This window comes from Paenibacillus sp. FSL M8-0228, assembly GCF_038007385.1.
Taxonomy (GTDB): Bacteria; Bacillota; Bacilli; order Paenibacillales; family Paenibacillaceae; genus Paenibacillus; species Paenibacillus polymyxa_D.
In genome coordinates, this window is sequence record NZ_JBBOXA010000001.1 from 4,873,139 (window position 1) to 4,891,780 (window position 18,642).

12 protein-coding genes and 2 pseudogenes are annotated in these 18,642 nt (G+C 42.4%); 8 read left to right on the forward strand and 6 right to left on the reverse strand.

The features are described from left to right. Position 1 precedes the first annotated feature (1 nt). The 4 genes from MKY98_RS22125 to MKY98_RS22140 are packed head-to-tail and all read right to left on the reverse strand — an operon-like array spanning position 2 to position 3,640. Positions 2-982: a siderophore ABC transporter substrate-binding protein gene (locus MKY98_RS22125; protein WP_069011649.1), complete on the reverse strand. Its 981-nt coding sequence runs from the start codon at positions 980-982 to the stop codon at positions 2-4. A gap of 12 nt (positions 983-994) precedes the next feature. Beyond that, positions 995-1,753 carry an iron ABC transporter ATP-binding protein gene (locus MKY98_RS22130; RefSeq protein ID WP_029519266.1) on the reverse strand — a complete coding sequence of 253 codons (759 nt, stop codon included), beginning with the start codon at positions 1,751-1,753 and terminating at the stop codon, positions 995-997. Next, complete coding sequence (locus MKY98_RS22135; protein WP_069011647.1) at positions 1,747-2,697, reverse strand: iron chelate uptake ABC transporter family permease subunit; 951 nt, start codon at positions 2,695-2,697, stop codon at positions 1,747-1,749. Before MKY98_RS22135 ends, MKY98_RS22130 begins: the two co-directional genes overlap by 7 nt. After that, entirely contained in the window at positions 2,687-3,640 is a 954-nt protein-coding gene (locus tag MKY98_RS22140; RefSeq protein ID WP_029519270.1) for an ABC transporter permease, read from the reverse strand. The genes MKY98_RS22135 and MKY98_RS22140 overlap by 11 nt, the downstream gene beginning before the upstream one ends. A gap of 324 nt (positions 3,641-3,964) precedes the next feature. Here MKY98_RS22140 and MKY98_RS22145 point away from each other — a divergent pair, with 324 nt between their 5' ends. From MKY98_RS22145 to MKY98_RS22180, 8 genes and pseudogenes are all read left to right on the forward strand, one after another. Next, positions 3,965-4,642 (forward strand): response regulator transcription factor, encoded by a 678-nt coding sequence (locus MKY98_RS22145; RefSeq protein WP_069011646.1) that lies wholly within the window; start codon positions 3,965-3,967, stop codon positions 4,640-4,642. Continuing rightward, positions 4,639-5,556 carry a sensor histidine kinase gene (locus MKY98_RS22150; protein WP_069011662.1) on the forward strand — a complete coding sequence of 306 codons (918 nt, stop codon included), beginning with the start codon at positions 4,639-4,641 and terminating at the stop codon, positions 5,554-5,556. Before MKY98_RS22145 ends, MKY98_RS22150 begins: the two co-directional genes overlap by 4 nt. Positions 5,557-5,664: 108 nt before the next feature. Further along, positions 5,665-6,342, forward strand: coding sequence for an ABC transporter ATP-binding protein (locus MKY98_RS22155; RefSeq protein ID WP_208332608.1), 678 nt, complete (start codon positions 5,665-5,667; stop codon positions 6,340-6,342). Then, positions 6,339-8,888 (forward strand): ABC transporter permease, encoded by a 2,550-nt coding sequence (locus tag MKY98_RS22160; protein WP_208332606.1) that lies wholly within the window; start codon positions 6,339-6,341, stop codon positions 8,886-8,888. The genes MKY98_RS22155 and MKY98_RS22160 overlap by 4 nt, the downstream gene beginning before the upstream one ends. Positions 8,889-9,218: 330 nt before the next feature. Beyond that, on the forward strand, positions 9,219-9,896 hold the full coding sequence (locus MKY98_RS22165) for an ABC transporter ATP-binding protein (protein ID WP_208332604.1): 678 nt from the start codon (positions 9,219-9,221) through the stop codon (positions 9,894-9,896). Continuing rightward, positions 9,893-12,389 (forward strand): annotated as a pseudogene (locus MKY98_RS22170) (FtsX-like permease family protein). Before MKY98_RS22165 ends, MKY98_RS22170 begins: the two are co-directional and overlap by 4 nt. Positions 12,390-13,606: 1,217 nt before the next feature. Then, positions 13,607-14,284 carry an ABC transporter ATP-binding protein gene (locus MKY98_RS22175; protein ID WP_208332602.1) on the forward strand — a complete coding sequence of 226 codons (678 nt, stop codon included), beginning with the start codon at positions 13,607-13,609 and terminating at the stop codon, positions 14,282-14,284. After that, a complete protein-coding gene (locus tag MKY98_RS22180) occupies positions 14,281-16,815 on the forward strand; it encodes an ABC transporter permease (RefSeq protein WP_208332601.1) in 2,535 nt (844 codons plus the stop codon). The genes MKY98_RS22175 and MKY98_RS22180 overlap by 4 nt, the downstream gene beginning before the upstream one ends. Before the next feature lie 249 nt (positions 16,816-17,064). Here MKY98_RS22180 and MKY98_RS22185 read toward each other — a convergent pair. Together MKY98_RS22185 and MKY98_RS22190 are read right to left on the reverse strand one after the other, a co-directional pair. Beyond that, positions 17,065-18,282: pseudogene (locus tag MKY98_RS22185) on the reverse strand (transposase). 180 nt (positions 18,283-18,462) lie between these two features. Next, on the reverse strand, positions 18,463-18,594 hold the full coding sequence (locus MKY98_RS22190) for a hypothetical protein (protein ID WP_016820357.1): 132 nt from the start codon (positions 18,592-18,594) through the stop codon (positions 18,463-18,465). Positions 18,595-18,642 lie beyond the last annotated feature (48 nt).

The following is an 18,642-nucleotide window of genomic DNA, read 5'->3' on the forward strand; positions in this document are numbered from 1 at the left end:
ATTACAATGCAGCATCTATTTCCTTGATCATTTCAGATACAGATTCCAGACCGTTACCTGACAGGTACCAGTAGTTAGGATCAAGGTATATAATATGACCGTTTTTAAATGCATTGGTTTTCTTCACCAGTTCATTCTCCATGGTTTGTTTACCTGTAACCTGCTCCTTGCCTTCTTCGACCACCACTGCTCCACGGTCAACGACAAAAATATAATCCGGATTTTTTTGCTGTACATATTCAAAAGAAACTTTTTGTCCATGCGTGGATACTTTAATGCCAGGATCTACAGGGGTTACGCCAAAAGCATCATGAATGATACCGAAACGGGATTGTGAGCCATATGCGCTCAGGCTTCCTTCATTTGTCAGTACGATCAAGCCTTTAGCCTTGCTCGCTACAGCCTTATCATGTACAGCCTTGATGGAGCTATCAATCACAGCCAGTTCCTGTTTGGCAGCATCCTCTTTGTCGAAGATTTGCCCCAATGTTTCAACATTTTTCTTAAAGGAATGGATATAATCCTTGGTGTCTACAGCCATCGAAATGGTGGGTGCAATTTTGCTCAACTCTTTATATGCATCAGCTTGTCTGCCGCCGATGATGATCAGTTCAGGAGACAGATCACTGATTTTCTCGTAATCCGGTTCAAACAGCGTGCCCGCACTTGCATATTTGGAATCTTTATATTTGCTCAAATACGTAGGAAGATCCTGCTGCGCCACTGCCGCAACGTCAACACCCAGCTTATCGAGCGTATCCAATGAACCAAAATCAAAGACAACGAGATTTTTGGGGTTAACTTTGACTTGGACCGGGTTTTCATCCAGTGCGTGTTTGACCGAGATGGTTTTGGATTCCGTGGTTGCAGTCGAGGAGCCCTCACCTGTCGCTTCCGGTGTTACCGGAGCCGCTTTACCACAAGCCGACACGATCAGTACCAATGCAAGCATCAGCGTTAAAAACATCATATTTTTCTTCATTTAACATTCCCCCTAAGTGAAATAAACGCAAATTTTATGGTCACCAATCTGTTGAATCGGAATATCCATATCGTACAAGTCCTTTAATACCTGACTATCAATCATCTCGTCTGCCGTTCCTTGTTTTAGCAACCTGCCATCCTTCATTCCTACAATATAGTCTGAATAGCAGGATGCAAAATTAATGTCGTGCAGCACGACTAGAATCGTTTTGCCGAGATCATCAACTAAACCACGCAACGTCTTCATAATCTGAACCGAATGCTTCATATCCAGATTGTTCAGTGGCTCATCCAGGAGGATGTATTCTGTGTCCTGAGCCAAAATCATGGCAATAAAAGCCCGTTGTCGCTGTCCCCCACTAAGCAAATCAATATGCTTGTCCTTCATATCCTCCAGTCCCATGTAAGCCATAGATTGCTCCACCATTTTGCGATCCTCGCTGTTCAATCTGCCCTTGGAATACGGAAAACGACCGAAACTGACTAGTTCCTTCACGGTTAAGCGGATGTTGACATCGTTGGTCTGTTTTAAAATCGATATCTTCCGAGCTAGCTCCTCACTTTTCGTCAGGCTCACGGCCTGCCCGTCAATGAGGATTTCTCCCTCATCACTGTCAGTCAGGCGACTGATCATCGACAACAAGGTGCTTTTTCCAGCGCCGTTAGGTCCAATAAAGGAGGTAATCGTGCCTTTAGGTACAGTGACAGATACCTGATCCACCACATTTTTATTCCCGTAGCGTTTGGTTACGTTTTTGACTTCTACCATGACTTATTCTCCCGCAGCAAAAGGTACAGGAAGTACACCCCCCCGATAAAGTTAATAATGACGCTGACTGTTGTCGATAAGTCGAATACTCTTTCTGCCAGCAGTTGGCATCCTGCCAACGCAATAACACTGACACAGATAGAGGCCGGAATAATATAACGATGCTGATAGGTTTTCATCACCTGATAAGCCACATTGGCCACAATTAATCCGAGAAACGTAATCGGCCCGACAAGCGCTGTAGAAATGGAAATGAGAATCGCTACGATAATTAGCAGCCTTTTGATAATAAAACCATAAGGGAGACCTAAATTAATCGCATGCTCTCGTCCGAGCGACAGCACGTCCAGATACTTGATGAATCTCCACGCATAAGCAAATACGAGCACAAGCACGAATACAGAAAGCCACAGCAGCTCAGTGTTTACATTACTGAAGCTGGCAAAGCTCTTGTCCTGGATTTTCGCAAATTCGTTCGGATCAATCAGTACCTCCATAAAGGTAGATAAACTGTTAAACAGCGTGCCGAATACCAGACCAATCAGCAAAAGTACATAAATCCCGCGTCCATCTTTGCGGAAAATTAATTTGTATAGCATTCCTGCGAACAGCACCATCAGCCCCACCGACAGCAAAAAGTTCAATTCTTTGCTGGTCGAAATGAAGGGTACGGAGCCAAATGCAAAAATAATCGTCGTCTGAATCAGCATATACAGTGAATCCAGTCCGATAATACCCGGAGTCAAAATCTTATTATTCGTAACCGTCTGGAAAATAACGGTTGCAAAAGCAATGGAGCCACCTGTCAGAATGAAAGCTGCGATCTTTTTCAATCGTCGTGGCAGCGCGTAATGCCAGGTATGCGGAAGATCTATAAACACGAAAGCAGCAATCAACACAAGCGCGGCAGCGGCTAATATGCCGATTTTTAATTTAGGATTCATAGGCCCTTCTCCTCAGCAGCAAATACAAGAACAACGCGCTCCCGATCACACCCACCGTAAGCCCTACAGAAATTTCATACGGATAAATGATCACCCGTCCCAGAATGTCGCAAAACAGCACAAAGACGGCGCCCAAGATCGCTGTATGGGCCAGGCTTTTTTTCAGATTATCCCCCATATACATACTGACGAGATTAGGTACAACCAGCCCCAAAAAGGGAATTGTCCCGACCGTTAAGATGACAACAGAGGAAACCAAAGCCACGATCACTAACCCGACATTGACGGTGCGCTTGTAATGTACGCCCAAATTCGCCGCAAAATCCTCGCCCATGCCTGCAATTGTGAAACGATTCGCATATATGTACGTCAGCGCAACCAAAGGAACACTAAGATATAGCATCTCATAGCGACCACTCATGATTAGAGAAAAATCCCCCTGCATCCACGAAGAAATGCCCTGGATCAGATTGTATTTGTAAGCAAAAAAGGTCGTTACCGAATTTAAAATACCTCCAAACATCAAGCCGACAAGCGGGATAAATACCGGGTCCTTGAAACGGATTTTATCCAGTATTTTCATGAAAATCAGTGTTCCCCCTAGAGCAAATCCGAAAGCCGTCAGCATCTTCGTCCAAAATCCCGCTGCTCCAAACACCATAATAGCCATCAGCACACCCAATCGTGCCGCATCCATCGTCCCTGCAGTGGTGGGAGAAACAAATCGGTTCCGGGTAAGCTGCTGCATGATCAATCCACAGATACTCATACTCGCCCCTGCGATAATGATACTGATCAATCGTGGGAATCTGCTAATCAGGAGTACCTGCGCCTGATCGTTGGTTAAGTGGAACAAATCAAGTGGAGTTACATCATGAACACCAATAAAAACCGAGGCGAAAGCCAGTACCAGAAAAGCCAGTATTAAATAGCGCAATTTCATCTCTAACTAAGGGAGCCTGTCCAATAACCTGTACCAAGCTTCGGCCCTGTCCTCCCCTCCAATAATGATAATGATTATCAAAATCAACTAGCATAAATTATATCAGTGATATTGTATCTGTCAAATTTTTTGCAATGAATAAACCATATCAAGAAAGGTGTTAGCAAAACCTGAATAGTCTAAAGAGCGAATGAGCAAATAAGAGCAATATCCTGTAAAATAGAGGTGGAAGATTTTGGGGCCCTCTTTTCCATTTTTACTGTAAGCAGTTCTTGGAATTCGGGTTTCATTAATTTGATAGACCAAAAAAACAGGAGGAGAATGATGAATCACATATTAATCGTCGAGGATGATACCGCCTTGAGTAATGGTATTGTTCTTGCTCTCAAAGAACCTAACAACGTATTTACGCAAACATATGACATTACTGCTGCAAAAGAACAATTGAACATCACTGCTTTTGACCTAGTGATACTTGATGTAAACTTGCCGGATGGGAATGGACTCGACCTCTTAACCCATATACGTAAAACAAAAGCTTTACCAGTCATTGTTCTGACTGCGAATGATATGGAAACAGATATTGTCACTGGTCTTGAGCTGGGTGCTGATGACTACATCACCAAACCCTTCAGTCTGATGATACTGAGAGCAAGAGTTGGTGTTCAGCTTAAGAAATCCAAATACTCGCTTGCAGACTCCATTCAGCTAGGTGATTTTTCTTTCTCATTTGAAAGGATGGAATTTATTAGAAATGATATACCGATTGAACTAAGTAAAACGGAGCAAAAATTGTTGCGCATTCTAATCAACAATCGAGGAAATACCGTTTCGCGTGATCATTTAATAGACAGCATCTGGACTGACGGGGCTGAATATGTAGGTGAAAATGCCTTGTCGGTTACGATAAAAAGGCTACGTGACAAGCTCGAGGATCATCCTTCTTCCCCACAATATATTAAAACGGTGTATGGGCTGGGCTACACATGGGCGTTGAAATGACAACACTCCTATATATATGTATTGGAATTGCCGTTGTTGCTGTATGCACCGCTGTGGGTGCTATTATGCTGTATCGCAGGAGCATCCATAAAACAATGAAAACCATTGAGAACATGCTGGATGCCGCGATAAATGGCAGCTTCTCAGAGGATGTCTTTGATGAATCCGTTCTTTCTTCAATAGAAGCTAAATTCGTGAGATTTCTTTCCATTTGTTCCGTGTCCTCCAAAAGTCTGCTTGCTGAAAAGAATAAAATAAATGAGCTGATTTCCGATATTTCACACCAAACGAAAACACCATTGGCCAACATCCTGCTTTATTCCCAACTACTTAGCGAATACGAACTATCACAGGATACCTCCACTTGTGTGAAAGCTCTATCAACACAGGCCGAAAAGCTTAATTTCCTAATCCAGGCATTGTTGAAAACATCGCGGCTTGAAACGGGGATTATCACGGTAGCGCCAAGGCAAGAATCTGTTCATAAGCTCCTTGATGCTGCACTGGAGCAAATAACGCCAAAAGCAGATGCCAAAGGGATTTCAGTTATTAGGGAGGACACCGTTATTCATGCTTATTTTGACCTAAAGTGGACCAGTGAAGCTGTCTATAACATTATGGATAACGCTATAAAATATACAGAGACAGGCGGAAGCATGGATATAAAAGTGATGGCATACGAATTGTTTTGTCGAATTGATATTACTGATAGCGGCATAGGCATTGCAGAAGAAGAACAAGGGAAGATCTTTACCCGCTTTTATCGCTCCCCTACTGTTAACTCGCAGGAGGGTGTCGGGATTGGACTGTTTTTAGCTAGAGAAATCATCGCTGCGGAGGGTGGGTACATCAAAGTACGGTCACACTACGGCCGTGGTTCTACCTTCTCTATTTTTCTTTCTATGGATACTTAATTCTTTCAATACCGTTAGATTTCAGAAAGATTGTAGAAAGATTAGTGTGTTAGTGTCTGTACTGTAGATGACTACGATACAGACATTTTTTTGTGGAGGAGAATGTATATGGCTCTATTAAAAACTCAGGCATTAAGGAAGCATTACGGGAACGGAGATACTGCTGTTCATGCCTTAGACGACGTGAATCTGGAGGTGGAAAGCGGAGAATTTGTCGCTATTGTCGGTACGTCCGGGAGCGGAAAATCTACCCTTCTCCATATGCTGGGTGGACTTGATCGTCCGACAAGTGGAAACGTTACGATTGACGGCAAGGATATTTCTACACTAAAAGACGAAGAATTGACTATTTTTCGCAGACGAAAGATTGGCTTTGTTTTTCAAAATTACAACCTGGTGCCTGTCTTGAATGTCTACGAAAATATTGTGCTTCCTATTGAACTGGACGGTAAAGAACCAGACAAAGCCCACGTAGATAAAATTGTACATACCTTGGGCCTTGACCATAAAATGAATAATCTGCCAAACAATCTTTCCGGTGGACAACAGCAACGTGTAGCTATTGCCAGAGCACTGGCAGCCAAGCCCGCCATTATCTTGGCAGATGAACCCACCGGAAATCTGGACAGTAAAACCAGTTTGGATGTAATGGGATTGATTAAGGTATCCAGCCAGCAGTTCGCCCAAACGATGGTGATGATTACCCACAACGAAGAAATCGCGCAGATGGCAGACCGCATCATCCGCATTGAGGACGGTAAAATAGTAGGTGGTGCGACCCGATGATCAAAGTAAAAAACAGTAAGGCGGTTCGTAATTTATCAGATAAAAGTTTAAAAGCGAATAAAATCCGCAATATTATTGCGATTATCGCTATTGCCTTAACCACTTTGTTATTTACATCTCTGTTTACTATGGGAATTGGCGCGATGGAAAGTTTCCAGCAGGCAACGATACGACAGGTTGGTGGGAAAGCGCATGCTTTTATCAAATATATCAACGATGAGGAATTTAATCAGATCAAAGACCACCCTCTTATTAAAGAGATAGCATATAGCCGCTTGTTGAGTGAAAAAGTGACAAACGAGCAATTTTTAAAGCGTCGTGCGGAGTTCTGGTATCATGACGATGTAGGGCTGAAGCTAGGATTGATTGAGCTAGAAAAAGGCCACAAACCAGTGGCAGAAAATGAGGTTATCGCGGACTCTAAGACCCTACAGTTACTGGGTACTCCCCTGAAAGAGGGCGCCCCATTGACCTTGAAGCTTGAGGTTCACGGCAAAATGGTACAGCGTGAATTTATCCTCTCCGGCTGGTGGAAGAGTGACCCCGCCGCCACGATAGCCAGAGGTCAAATTTATGCTTCTAAAGCTTATGTAGATGCCCATGCCGAAGAATTACGCTACACATATAAGCAGGACCATGATATGACCGGAGCCATCAATGCAGATATCATGTTTGATAACAGCTCGAACATGCAAGAAAATCTTAATAAAGTGATTACAGAAAGCGGTTATTCCCTGGACAAAAATGCACCAAACTATATTAACGGTAATATTAACTGGGCGTATCTTTCCAACACTTTTAGTTCGAACCCTGAAGCCGTCTTTCCCCTAGCAACTGGTCTGTTACTGATCATGCTTACTGGCTACTTGATCATCTATAATATTTTCCAAATCTCGGTGATGCGTGATATTCGTTTCTACGGTCTTTTAAAAACCATCGGCACAACCAGCAGGCAAATCAGCAGAATCATCCGCAGACAGGCATTATTTCTTTCCTTGATCGGAGTTCCCGTCGGCTTGCTCGGGGGTTTTGGGGTCGGCAAATCGCTTACCCCTCTGCTGCTTATGAACACTTCTATGCACGCAAATGCTGAGGTAACCATATCCCCCAGCCCATGGATTTTTATCGGCTCCGCTCTGTTTGCAGTCATAACAGTTATGATCAGTGCATATAAGCCTAGCAGAATTGCGGCAACTGTGTCTCCGATTGAGGCAGTAAGATACGTAGACGGAGCTACCAAAAAGGATAAGAAAAAACTAAAAAAATCAACTAACGGTGCTAAAATGCCGCTGATGGCTCGAGTCAACTTAGGGCGCAATAAGAGGCGGACTACTTTGGTGCTGCTTAGCCTTTCTCTAGGTCTAGTGCTACTGAATACTACTTTTACATTATCCCAAAGTCTGGATATGAATAAGTATGTGTCTAAAAGCCATGACACTGACTTTCTAATTGCACATGCTGATTATTTTCAAGAACATTTCACAGGCCATGACAATGCAACAACGGAAAGCTATATTAAGGCCGTACAGGCACAACCCGGTTTTGAAGAAGGTGGACGATTGTACAGTGGCAGCAATCTATTCGCTATCGAGCATAAAGATAACAAAGAGGGGAAGGGGGAAATCGTCACTCCTGACGCTCGCGGCAACTTATCTGCAATAATGTATGGGCTTGAAGATCTCCCCCTTCACCGACTACAATTAATTGATGGTGAACTTGATTATGGCAAGCTAGCTTCGGGAAAGTACATTCTGGAAGGAGTCTGGTTAGACGATTACGAAAATCCTGAAATGAAACGATCCGTATACAAAGTAGGTGAAAAGGTTACTCTTCATAACTATATAGACACAGCAAATGCCCAAGAGTATACTAGCCATAAATTCACAGTTCTAGGTCATGTTGGCATAAAATCATCCAATTCTGGTGTAGACGTTGCTAGTTATACTGACTTCTATCTCCCGGCGGATATCTACAAAACGCTTGTCAAGAAGCCTGTAGTGATGAGTTACGCCTTCAATGTATCCGACAGTAAAGAAAAAACGATGGAGAGCTTTTTAACGAATTATACCGAAGCAAAGGAGCCCGTTATGGACTATCGGTCCAAATCCACCGTAATTGCCGAGCTTTCAGGTATGCAAAAAACAACCCTGATGATCGGTGGTACGCTCAGTATTATTATTGGTGTGATTGGCATTCTTAATTTTGCAAACGCACTTCTAACTAGTATTCTGACCCGGCATCAGGAATTTGCTATACTACAAAGCATTGGCATGACCAGCAAACAATTAAAAACAATGCTTGTTTATGAGGGTCTGTACTATGTCCTCGGCACCAGCATATGCTCCATCTTATTAGGAAGCCTACTTTCCGTCTTGATTGCGAAACCCTTGAGTGCCCAAATATGGTTTATGAGTTATAAATTTATTATCTGGCCGCTGATCCTCGTGTTGCCTGTTCTGCTCGTGCTTGGGATCTGTCTTCCCCTTGCTATTTATTCTCTGAGCGACAGGAAAACTATCGTAGAACGACTGCGAACAGAAGAATAAATCCCCCTGTAAAGAAAATGACCTGGTTAAAACTTTTGGCTGGGTCATTATCGTATGCTTTAAAACCAACTATCGCTGGCTATATAAGGCCTTTTGGTGAAAGACCTACTTACCGTAGCTGCTTCCCCATACCCTACTCTGCATTCCATAGGCATTGTGGAAGAGGAATATGGTAAAATCTTCGCGGCTCCACCTCTTCCATTTTTCTTTCCATAGGCAGGTTATTCTTTCAACATTGTTAGATTTCAGAAAGATTGTTGAAAGATTATTATGATACGGTCTGTATAGTATAGCAAGGAGATACAGACTATTTCTTGGAGGGAAACAAAAGTGACTTTATTGAAAACTCAGGCATTAAGGAAGCATTACGGGAACGGAGATACTGCTGTTCATGCCTTAGACGGCGTGAATCTGGAGGTAGAAAGCGGTGAATTTGTCGCTATTGTTGGTACGTCCGGGAGCGGCAAATCCACCCTTCTCCATATGCTGGGTGGACTGGATCGTCCGACAAGCGGAAGTGTTACGATTGACGGCAAGGATATTTCTTCACTGAAAGACGAAGAATTAACTATTTTCCGCAGACGAAAGATTGGCTTCGTGTTTCAAAATTATAACCTGGTGCCCGTCTTAAATGTCTATGAAAATATTGTGCTCCCCATTGAACTGGATGGTAAAGAACCCGACAAAACCCACATAGATAAAATAGTACATACCTTGGGCCTTGACCACAAAATGAATAATCTGCCAAACAATCTTTCCGGTGGACAACAGCAGCGTGTAGCCATTGCCAGAGCACTAGCAGCCAAGCCCGCCATTATCTTGGCAGATGAACCCACCGGAAATCTGGACAGTAAAACCAGTTTGGATGTAATGGGATTGATTAAGGTATCCAGCCAACAGTTCGCCCAAACAATGGTGATGATTACCCACAACGAGGAAATTGCGCAAATGGCCGATCGGATCATTCGTATTGAGGACGGTAAAATAGTTGGTGGTAAAGGCAAATGATCAAGGTAAAGAACAAAAAAGTAATCCGTAATTTATCAGACAAGAGCTTGAAAACGAACAAAACTCGCAATATTATTGCGATTATCGCTATTGCCTTGTCCACTTTGTTATTTACATCTGTGTTTACTATGGGGATTGGCGCGATGGAAAGTTTCCAGCAGGCAACGATGCGACAGGCCGGTGGGGAAGCGCATGCTTCTCTCAAATTTATCAACGATGAGGAATTTAATCACATCAAAGACCACCCTCTTATTAAGGAGATAGCATATTGCCGCTCGTTAAGTCAAAAGGTAACAAACGAGCAATTTTTAAAGCGCAAAACAGAGTTCTGGTATCGTGACGATCTAGGGCTAAAGCTAGGATTGGTTGAGCTAGAAAAAGGCCACAAACCGGTGGCAGAAAATGAGGTTATCGCGGACTCTAGCACCTTACAGTTACTGGGTATTCCCCTGAAAGAGGGCGTTCCGTTGACCTTGAAGCTTGAGGTTCACGGCAAAACGGTGCAGCGTGAATTTATCCTCGCCGGCTGGTGGAAGAGTGACCTCGCCGCCGGGATGGACGTAGGCACAATCTATGCTTCTAAAGCTTATGTGGATGCCCATGCTGAAGAATTAATTAACACATATAAGGGCAGATATCATGTTCGATAACAGCTCGAACATCCAGGGAAAACTTGATCAAGTGATTACAGAAAGCGGTTATTCCCTAGACCAAAATGCACCGAACTACATTGCAAGTTCTGTGAACTGGACATATTTTTCCAACACTTTCAGTTCAAACCCTGAAGTCGTCTTTATCTTAGCTGGTGGTCTGTTACTGATCATGCTTACTGGCTATTTGATCATCTATAATATTTTCCAAATCTCGGTGATGCGTGATATTCGTTTCTACGGTCTTCTAAAAACCATCGGCACAAGCAGTAGCCAACTCCGTAGGCTCATTCATAGACAGGCATTATTTCTTTCCTTGGTCGGAGTTCCCATCGGCTTACTTGTGGGTTTTGGGGTCGGAAAATCGCTTCTCCCTCTGCTTATGAACACTTTTGGGCACGCTGAGGTAACCCTATCCCCCAACCTATGGATTTTTATCAGCTCCGCTTTGTTTGCAGCCATTACAGTTATCATCAGTATTTATAAGCCTATTAGGATTGCAGCGACTGTATCTCCAATCGAGGCAGTAAGATACGTAGATGGAGCTATCAAAAAGGGTAAGAAAAAACTGAAAAAATCAACTAACGGTGCTAAAATGCCGCTGATGGCTCAAGCCAACTTAGGGCGCAATAAGAAACGGACTACTTTAGTGCTGATTGGCCTTTCTCTAAGTCTGGCGCTACTGAATATTACTTTTACATTATCCCAAAGTCTGGATATGGATAAATATGTGTCTAGAAGCATTGACGCTGACTTTGTGATTGCACATGCAGGTTATTTTCAAGAACATTTCACAGGTCCTGACAATGCAACAACGGAAAGTTATATCCAGGCCGTACAAGCACAACCTGGTTTTGAAGAAGGTGGACGATTGTACAGTGGCAGCAATTTACTCACTGCTGATTGTAAAGAGACCTTAAAGGGAGACGGCACCGACGCTCGTGGCAACATATCAGCAGCAGCATATGGTCTCGAAGAGTTTCCTCTTCACCGACTACAATTAATTGACGGTGAGCTTGATTATGGCAAGCTGGCTTCGGGTAAATATATCCTGGAAAATGTCATACTGGATAACGATGGTAATCCCAAAATGAAATATTCGGCATATAAGATAGGTGAAAAGGTTGTCCTTCATAACTATATGGACACAGCAAAAGTCCAGGAGTATACTAGCCCTGAATTCACAGTCCTCGGTCATGCCGCCCGAAAAGGAATTAATAATGGTGTAATAGGTGCTAATGTTGAATTCTTTCTTCCGGCGGATATCTACAAAACACTTGTGAAGAAGCCTACGGTGATGAGTTATGATTTTAATGTATCCAACAGTAAAGAAAAAACGATGGAGAGCTTCTTAAAGAACTATACCGGAGTAAAGGAGCGAACGATGCACTATCGATCCAAATCTACCGTAATTACCGCGTTATTAGGTATGCGAAATACTATTTTGATGATTGGCGGTATGCTCAGCGTTATTATCGGTTTGATTGGTACTCTTAATTTTGCAAACGCGCTTCTAACTAGCATTCTGACCCGCCATCAAGAATTTGCTATACTACAAAGCATCGGCATGAGTAATAAACAATTAAAAACAATGCTTGTATATGAGGGGATGTACTATGTACTCGGCACCAGCATATGCTCCATCTTATTAGGAAGCCTATTTTCCGTCTTGATTGCGAGACCCTTGAGTACTCAAATATGGTTTATGAGTTATAAATTTATTATCTGGCCCCTGATCCTCGTGCTGCCTGTTCTGCTCGTGCTTGGGATCTGTCTTCCTCTCGCTATTTATTTTCTGAGCAACAAGAAAACTATGGTAGAACGACTGCGGACGGCAGAATAAATCTCCCCCTAGTCAAGAAACGAAATGACCTAGCAAAAACTTCTGGCTAGGTCATTTCTTAGTTGCTCAACTGTATAATTAGTGCCCGTTTCCTAACCTCCCTGAATTTATTAAAATAATGAGAAAAAACATAGGACCTTGGTGAAAGAGCAACTGTGGACATCCATCAAGGAGAATAAACTGACTACGGCACAGAATTGGATCACCCACGAAACTCTTAAATCGTCTTCATAATCGCCCTATGAAGGTATCTATTCGATCGTCTACATGGACGCAGATTTACTATAAAGTCAAGAAAGACGAGGAAATTATAAGTATATCTATAGAACGCAAAAAAGAAGAAATGTAAACACTTCTCCTTTTCCGCCCTTAATCGTTTAAAAAGCAAAAATTGCTACCACCAACAGGTGGTATTACAATCACAATGACCATCTTGTGTTTGGCAATCTGAGGTACAACTACCAGTACAGTCTTTTTGTACTATCATATCAAAATCATTGGCTACCAAAATCTCGAGATTTTCCATGTAATCACCTCCCTTCACTATTAAGATACATTAGTATGTACTCCTGATTCTTTTAATGTAAAAATCAGCTACTTTTTCGACATAATTAAATAGAGTGGACTACTGCTAGAATGGATACCCAAAGTAGAGGATTTCAATCAGGTTTTCGGTACAACCGTTATACTGATTTAGAGAGGTTCTCATCAACAGGCAAAAACACCTATTGCTAACATCCTCCTTTACTCACAACTGCTTAGCGAATATGATTTGCTGGAGGATTGCTCCTCTTGTATAAAAGCTCTATCCACACAAGCCGAAAAACTTCATTTCCTTATACATGCAATGCTGAAAACCTCGCAACTTGAAACGGGGATTATCGCGGTTTCGCCAAGGCAGATGCTAAAGGGATATCAATTGTTAAGAAGGTGAAATCTTTACCAGTTTCTATCACTCCCCCACTGCTAACACCGCAGGAGGGGTCGGGAATGGGCTGTTTTTAGCTAGAGAGATTATCGCTGCGGAGAGTGGTTACATCGAGGTACGGTACGGTCACAACTACGGCTTGTGCGTTATTTTCTCTATACTTCTTCCTATGGACACTTAATTCTTTCAATATTGTTAGATTTCAGAAAGATTGTAGAAAGATTAGTGTGTTAGTGTCTGTACTGTAGATGACTACGATACAGACATTTTTTTGTGGAGGAGAATGTATATGGCTCTATTAAAAACTCAGGCATTAAGGAAGCATTACGGGAACGGAGATACTGCTGTTCATGCCTTAGACGGCGTGAATCTGGAGGTGGAAAGCGGAGAATTTGTCGCTATTGTCGGTACGTCCGGGAGCGGCAAATCTACCCTTCTCCATATGTTGGGTGGACTTGATCGTCCAACCAGTGGAAATGTCTCGATTGATGGCAAGGATATCTTCTCTCTCAAAGATGAAGAGTTGACCATTTTCCGAAGACGAAAGATTGGCTTCATATTTCAAAATTACAATTTGGTACCTGTCCTAAATGTCTATGAGAATATTGTATTGCCCATTCAACTGGACGGTAAAGAACCACACAAAGCCCATGTAGATAAAATTGTACACACTTTGGGTCTTAACCATAAACTAAACAATTTGCCGAGTAATCTATCGGGCGGGCAACAGCAGCGTGTAGCCATTGCAAGGGCGCTGGCGGCAAAACCCGCCATTATTCTGGCAGATGAGCCCACTGGAAATCTGGATAGCAAAACAAGTTTGGATGTGATGGGACTTATCAAGGTATCCAGCCAGCAGTTCCACCAAACGATCGTAATGATTACCCATAATGAAGAAATTGCACAAACAGCGGACCGGGTCATTCGCATTGAAGACGGTAAAATTATCGGCGGTGACAGTAAATGATCAAATTAAATAACAAACAAATTATCCGTAATTTATCAGACAAGAGTTTGAAAACGAACAAAAATCGAAACATTATCGCCGTCATTGCCATAGCCCTAACTGCATTGTTATTTACAACACTGGTTACGATGGGGCTTGGCGCAGTGGAAAGCCTTCAACAAGCAACCATGCGTCAGGCTGGTGGAGGGGGTCAGGCTGTACTCAAATATATCAATGATGAGGAGTTTAATCATGTTAAGAATCATCCGCTGATCAAGGAGATAGCCTATAATCGCTTATTAAGCGATAAAGTTACAAATCAAGGATTATTAAAACGTCATACAGAGTTCTGGTTCTATGATGATATAGGGATGAAGCTTGGCTTTATTGAGCTTAAAGAAGGTCACAAGCCTATGGCTGAAAATGAAATAATCGCTGACTCCAAAACTCTGCAATTAATGGGTGTCCCCTTAAAGATAGGTGCACCCGTAACATTAAAGCTTGAAATTCGGGGCAAAGAACTACAACGTCAATTTGTCCTATCCGGCTGGTGGAAAAGTGATCCTGTGTTTAATGCAGGGCAAATATTGGCCTCCAAAGCTTATATAGATGCCCATACCCAAGAATTACAAAGCACCTATAAAAAAGATTATAGTCAGACAGGAGTAATCAGTGCATATCTCATGTTTGATAACAGCTTTGACTTGCAAGGAAAACTCAACAAAGTTATTACCGAAAGCGGATATTCCCTTGACAAAAATGCACCAAATTACATTGCAAGTAATGTGAACTGGTCGTACCTTTCTACGAATTTCAGTATGGATATAGGAACCATTATTGCACTTGCTTCCGGTCTGGTCCTGGTCATATTTACTGGATATTTGATCATTTATAACATTTTTCAAATCTCAGTAATACAAGATATCCGCTTTTATGGACTCTTAAAAACAATAGGTACAAGTGGAAAACAAATCCGATGTATCATTCGTAGACAAGCATCAATTCTTTCCGTGATAGGGATTCCTATTGGGCTGATAGGTGGCTTTTTTGTTGGTAAATCACTTTTACCTTTTATTGTTAATACTACTAATTATGCTGACTCGGGCATTACAGTATCGCCCAACCCATGGATTTTTATAGGGTCGGCCTTATTTACACTTGTGACCGTGTTTATAAGCACCTTCAAACCCGCCAGAATTGCATCCTCTGTATCGCCCATTGAGGCTGTAAGATATACGGATGGTAACACCAAGGATAAGAGCAAGCTAAAGAAATCAACCAAAGGTGCAAAAATACATCTTATGGCTCGTTCCAATTTGGGCCGCAATAAAAAGCGTACGTTCCTGGTAGTTATTAGTCTTTCCTTGAGTCTGGGGTTACTAAACACAGCCTTCACCCTCTCCCAAAGCATAGACATGGACAAGTTTTTATCCAAATTTAACGATACTGATTTTCTAATTGCTCATGCTGAATATTTTCAAGAGGATTTTACTGGTTTTGAAACCAAACTTACAGAGAACCTCATTAAGGCTGTACAGGCTCAGCCCGGTTTTGAAGAGGGTGGCCGCTTATATGGTGATACAAAGGTGTTCACTATTGAAAATATAAAGGGCGCCACAAAAAGTGACGATAATACAGATGCTCGCGATAACTTCATTTCAGAAGTGTACGGACTAGAAGATTTACCGCTGCACCAATTACAATTGATTGATGGTGAACTTGATGAGGAAAAACTGAATTCTGGTAAGTACATCCTAGAAGGAGTCGTGCTAGACGATAATAGCAACCCAATGATAGAATACGCCAACTATCAAATAGGTGACAAAGTGACTTTCCATAGTTATGTGGGTTCAGCAAATACGTCACTGGATAAAATAAATACAACACATGAATTTATAGTACTTGGTCATGTAGGTATCAAATCTACCAATTCTGATCGAAACTCAAACTATAACTTCTATCTCCCGGCGGAAGTATATAAGTCGCTTACGAAACACCCCACTTTAATGAGCTATGCATTCAATGTGTCTTCGAATCATGAAGAGACCATGCAAAGCTTTTTGAACAAGTATACCGAAACTACAGAACCAATGATGAACTATCAGTCCAAAATTACATCAAAAAACGCGTTGGCAGGTATGCAAACTACTGTTGTGATGATTGGCGGCACGCTCAGCTTGATTATAGGCTTAATTGGTCTCCTTAACTTTATAAATGCGATTCTAACCAGCATACTAACTCGCCGCAAAGAATTTGCTATGCTTCAGAGCATAGGCATGACTAAAAAGCAACTCCGAGGAATGCTGATCTACGAAGGATTGTACTATGTACTTGGCACTAGCATATTTTCCATATTATTAGGAATCCTATTTTCTATTTCGATTGTGAAACCCCTAAGTAGTATGATTTGGTTTTTGAGCTATCACTTTATAATATGGCCACTTTTCTCCTCTTTACCTGTACTACTTGTACTAGGAATATGTATTCCTCTAGTGTTCTATTCCTTAAACGATAAGCAGAGTATCGTGGAAAAACTGCGAGAGTCGGAGTAGATCCATTATTCGTATCTCGTTTGGTAGGACAGAGTAGTTATATTTAGACCAGCCAAAATTCCCTGGTTGGTCTTATTTGTCTTCCTCCTACGTAAGTATTATGAAACAATCCCCCTCATAGTTAAGATTAAGGTTGTCTATATATAAAAAAAGAGGAAGTATCTCAGATTGTCGAGAACCCCCATCTTTTTGAGACGCGGGTTTCTTTTTCTTTACATCATAAGGGTCTGGTATCTGGAAAAACGGGGGTTACCCCTGTTTTTCCAGGCGATCCAGGTGGATCGCCATCTTCTTCATGTTCTGCACAGCTGCCGTCATGAGCGCTTGTTCCCTGACGTTCGGAAGTCCGCGCAAACGGCAATAGCGAAACCCATGGTGTTCTTTGGCATCCGCGAAGCTTCGCTCAATCGTCTCTTTTCGTTTGCGGTACAGCTGTTTCCCCGATGCACTCAGCCGGTTGCTCCGTCCCCACTCTTTTCTGTCTTCCCAGACATGCCGAGTCACCACTTTGCGGGGGGTTCGAGACTGTGTACACTGGCCCAGTAGTGGGCAATGCTGGCACTGAGCTGGATCAGTCGCATACTGTCCGATCCGTCGTTCGGTAGGGCATTTCCTATTGGGCTGGGCGTCTATACACATTGCGTTTGGTATCGTATTCAAACTTCCATTTCGGAAACAGGCCTTGTCTGGGATGGAATCTTCGGTGAGCAATCACAGCAAAAATCTTTCGGTTTTGCAAACCTCGGCAAATCGCCGTCGTTAAATAACCGGAATCGAGTGCAACAGCTTCTACTTGAAAACCAAAACGCGCTCTCTGGCGGTCCAAACGGGACAAATAGGGGACGGAATCAGGTACATTCCCTGGTGCACATGCACATCCGTAATCACATTGTACTTCATATCCACCGTACGGTGGTCCAGATAAAAAAAGCCTTCGGGCTTGCCATCACGGACCATATAGTCTTTGGTATTCTGCATTACTTGCTCTTTGATGAACTGGTGTTTGTTGGCATTAGCTTTGCGTGTGTGGAATCGGTGATGAGAACACGCCCGCCCACCATTCGGTGAGAGATCGCCTGCAGCACCATTTCATCGAAGATATCTTGAAAGATTGTGGTGTCTTAGAAGCGTGTGCGGCGGTTCCAGCTTATCGTCGTATGGTCTGGAACTTTATCGGTTAAGCCAGCCCCAGAAACCAGCGATAAGCCAGGTTCGTTTGAATTTCTCGCTCGAGTTACCTTTCTGAGCGAATGCCATAGAAATAACCGAGAAAAATCATTTTAAACAACACGGTAGGATCAATGGCAGGGCGCCTATTGTTGCACAATATAACGGACTTACCTTCTCATGAATAAAGGAGAAGTCTATGTATTTATCCACTTTGCAAAGCAAATGATCTTGGGGCACCAGTTCTTCCAGAGAAACTAATTCAAAGGATTGTTGTTTGTCTCGATGAAATCGCAGCATACGAGCACCGTCCGTTCTATACGAAGTTATTTATTATATAACATTAACGCGGTGTCGTTTTAAATATCATCAACATAAATAGGCTGTCGAGACTTTCTCGACAGCCTGAAGTATCTCTACCTCTTCTTTTCTTCGATTAAACAATAAATCCAATTGGAAAAAAACAAGTTTTACAGTCTATTAATACCATGTGGTAGTATTTGAAGTACAATTATTAGTGCCTTCAATACAATCTGCATCGCATTGGCCGGTACAAGCTTTTTGTACTTCCATATCAAACTCTTTAGCTACTAAAGTTTCAAGCTTTTCCATGATAACCTCACCTCCCTTCACTCTTAAGATACCATTTCAAATGCCTCC